The organism is Mycolicibacterium arseniciresistens, assembly GCF_030519285.1.
Classification (GTDB): Bacteria; Actinomycetota; Actinomycetes; order Mycobacteriales; family Mycobacteriaceae; genus Mycobacterium; species Mycobacterium arseniciresistens.
The window spans coordinates 1-3277 of the sequence record NZ_JAUMSQ010000102.1 but is presented as its reverse complement, the minus strand read 5'-3'; the positions used below and the strand labels follow the sequence as shown (position 1 = coordinate 3277).

General features: G+C 72.6%; 4 protein-coding genes. All 4 read right to left on the bottom strand.

The window, feature by feature from the left end; translation table 11 throughout:
• Positions 1 to 629: alpha/beta hydrolase fold domain-containing protein (locus Q2100_RS14915; RefSeq protein WP_302914701.1), on the bottom strand; the 629-nt coding region annotated here is incomplete at its 3' end.
• A 5-nt stretch (positions 630 to 634) separates the two neighbouring features.
• Positions 635 to 2131, bottom strand: a complete 1497-nt coding sequence (locus Q2100_RS14910) for a flavin-containing monooxygenase (RefSeq protein ID WP_302914702.1) — start codon at positions 2129 to 2131, stop codon at positions 635 to 637.
• An 11-nt stretch (positions 2132 to 2142) separates the two neighbouring features.
• The gene (locus Q2100_RS14905; protein WP_302914700.1) at positions 2143 to 2874 is read right to left on the bottom strand and encodes an SDR family NAD(P)-dependent oxidoreductase; all 732 of its coding nucleotides are present in this window, start codon (positions 2872 to 2874) and stop codon (positions 2143 to 2145) included.
• Positions 2871 to 3277, bottom strand: a 407-nt coding sequence (locus Q2100_RS14900; RefSeq protein WP_302914699.1) for an aldolase/citrate lyase family protein, incomplete at its 5' end; no start/stop codon positions are given. The genes Q2100_RS14900 and Q2100_RS14905, both read right to left, overlap by 4 nt.

Genomic DNA, 3277 nt, shown 5'->3' with positions numbered 1-3277 from the left:
TCGAATCCGGGTGTGGTGGCGAACTCCCGCCGCGACGGTGTCATCCGGTCGTCGAGGACCGGCTGGTGCAGCAGCTGAAACAGCACCGAAGGCACATCGCCACGCGCGGCGCGCTGCGCCAGCCCCGCCGCGAGCGCACCGCCGGCGCTGCTGCCCGCGACCGCCACCCGGGCCGGATCCAGGTGCAGCGCCGCCGCATTCGTGACGGCCCAGCGCAGCACCGCCACCGCGTCGGAGAACGCGGCGGGATGCGGGTGCTCGGGCGCGAGCCGGTAGTCCACCGACAGCACGGCGCAACGCCCCCGGCGTGCGAGTTCGACGCACTGCCGGTGGTCGGTGTCGAGGTTGCCGAGCACGAATGCACCGGAATGCACGTAGACCACCGCGGGCGCCGGCGACCCGCCACTGCGGTACACCCGTACCGGAATGGACCGGCCCCCTCCGGCCGGGACGGACTCCTCGCCGACGTCCACCCCCGCGGCGTCGACCGCTTCCGCCGAGGTCCGGCGGCGCTCGTCGAGCGACGACCGCACCGCATGGAGCACGCCGGGCGACAGGTCGGTGCGGGCGCCGGCCAGGTGCCGCAGCGCGGGGTGGAGCCGGTGCGCGATGCCCGGTCCGGGGGTCATCGCCGTCAGCCGGTGGCCACCGGGTGCGCCTGCACCGCGATGTCGGGCCGGCTCACCGGCGCGTCGAAGGTGTAGTCGGCGGGCCTGAACCGGCGCGTCATCCTCCAGAACACCCCCGCGCTGCGTGGCCACTGCGTCACCACCCGGCCGTTGGCGGCTCGGAAGTAGTTGCTGCACCGCGTCGTCCACACCGTCCCGGCCATCCACCGGTCGATCCTGGCGATGAAGTCCACCATCGCCTGCGGGCGGACCGCGACGTACCTGCGCCGCCGGCGGCGCAGGTGACGCAGCACCCGCACGATGTAGCGGGCCTGGGCCTCCAGCATGAAGATGACACTGTTGGAGCCCACGTTGGTGTTCGGCCCGTACAGCATGAAGAAGTTCGGGTACCCCGGCACCGCCATGCCCAGATACGCATACGCGCCGTCGCGCCACGTGTCGCGCAGTGCGACGCCGCCCTCCCCCACCACCTCGATCTGGCCCAGGTAGTCGGCCGCGGCGTACCCGGTCGCGCACACCACGACGTCGACGTCGAGTTCGGTGCCATCGGCGGTCACCAGCGACCGTGCCCGCAGTGCCCGCGCCGGGCTGGACACCACGCGGACGTGCGGCCGGGTCAGGGTCTGCAGGTAGTCGGTGGCGAACACCAGCCGCTTGCAGCCGAACGGGTGCTGCGGTGTGAGCTGCTCGCGCAACCGCTCGTCGGCCACCGTCTTCTCGAGCACCGTGGTCGCGACGTCCCGGAATTCGCGGGTCTTGTCGCTGCCGTGTTCTATCACCGCGATGTTCGACTCGCTGCGCAGCCACAGGCGGGTGCGGTACAGCCGCTTCGCGAACGGGATGTGCGCGAACGCCCACCGCTCGCGCGCGGTGTAGGGCCGGTCGGGCTTGGGCAGGATCCAGGTCGCCGAGCGCTGCACGGAGTAGACGGAGCGCGCCACCTTCGCCACCTCGGGGATGAGCTGCGCCGCGGTCGATCCGGTGCCGAGGACGGCGACGTCGCGGCCGGTCAGGTCGACGGAGTGGTCCCAGCGCGCGGTGTGCATGACGGTGCCGGTGAACGGTTCCTCTTCGACGAGGTCCGGCATCACCGGCTGGGTGAACAGTCCGATCGCCGAGACCACGACGTCGAAGTCGTGGTGCTCGCCGCCGGCCGTCGTCAGCCGCCACGACCGGCGGTCGGGATCCCAGCGCGCCGAGACGATCTCGGTCTGCAGCCGCAGGTGCGGCTCGAGGGTGTGGCGGCGGGCGCAGTCCTCGAAGTAGGCGAGGATCTCGGGCTGACCCGACCAGAGCCTCGACCAGTGCGGGTTGAGGTCGAACGAGTAGGAGTACAGATGCGATTTCACGTCGCAGGCCAGACCCGGGTAGGTATTGATGCGCCAGGTGCCGCCGACGCCGTCCTCCCGGTCGAAGATGGTGAAGTCGCGGAAGCCGGCTTTGCGCAACAGGATTCCCAGCGCGAGGCCGCCCGGGCCCGCGCCGATGATGCCCACGGACATGCTCATCGACCTCATCCGATCTGAAGTGTCTGGCCGCCGTCGACGACGAGTTCGGACCCGGTGATGAACGACGCCTGCTCGGACACCAGGAAGGCCACGGCGTCGGCGATCTCCGCCGGGCGGCCCAGCCGGCCGCTGACCGCCTGTGCCACCAGCCGCGCCTGGGTGGCGTCGTCGAGCATCGGTGTCTGCACCGGGCCCGGGAACACCGCGTTGACCCGGATGCCCGCCGGCGCCAGCTCGGCCGCGGCCACCTGCGTCAGCCCGCGCAGCGCCCACTTGGACGACCCGTAGGCGGCGTGGTTCGGGAAGGCGCGCACCGCCCCGGTGCTGCAGGTGTTGACCACGGCGGCACCGTCGGCGGCCGTCAGGTGGTCGAGCGCGGCGCGGATGCCGAGGAACGGCCCCAGACAGTTGACCCGCCAGCTGTTCTCGAAGCCGGTGGGCGTCTCGTCGCCGATCGCGGCGCGGTGCAGCACACCCGCGTTGTTGACCAGCGTCGTCAGCGCCCCGAACCGGCCGACCACCTCGGTGACCGCGGCGTCCCACTCCTCCGCCGAGGTGACGTCGAGCGGTATCGCCAGCACGGTGCCCGCGTCGTACTGCGCGGCGGTCTCCCGGACGTCGTCGCCGAGCACGTCGCACGCCGCCACCAGGAAGCCGTCGGCGTGCAGGCGCCGGACGATCGCCGCACCCTGACCCCGGGCGGCGCCCGTCACCAGCGCCACGCGCAACCCGCTCACCGGTACCCGCCCTCTGCCGCGCCCGGGGCGTCGATCGCGCCGGTCGCCTCGGCGAGGTGCGTGGCGGCGCCCCGGCGCAGGGCCTGCGATTCCGAAGCCAGCGTGATCATCTCGAATCCCATCTCTGCGAACATCTTTCCCGGGGCGCCCGCACCGGCGTGCACTCCGGCGACCAGACCGGCGCGGGCAGCCGCGGCGCGGATGTCCGCCATCGCCTCCAGCACCGCGGGGTGACGGTATGCCTCGGTGACCCGATGCCCGAGCGAGATCGCCAGGTCGGCGGGCCCGACGTAGATCCCGGTGAGGCCGGGCACCGCGCAGATCTCCTCGCGCGCGCCGTGCCCGCCCGCGGTCTCGATCATCGCGAACACGCCCGCGCGGTCCTGCAGCGCGGCCGTGTCGA

Coding starts and splice junctions, on each gene's coding strand:
- Q2100_RS14910 (WP_302914702.1), bottom strand. CDS start 2,131: ATGTCCGTGGGCATCATCGGCGCGGGCCCGGGCGGCCTCGCGCTGGGA.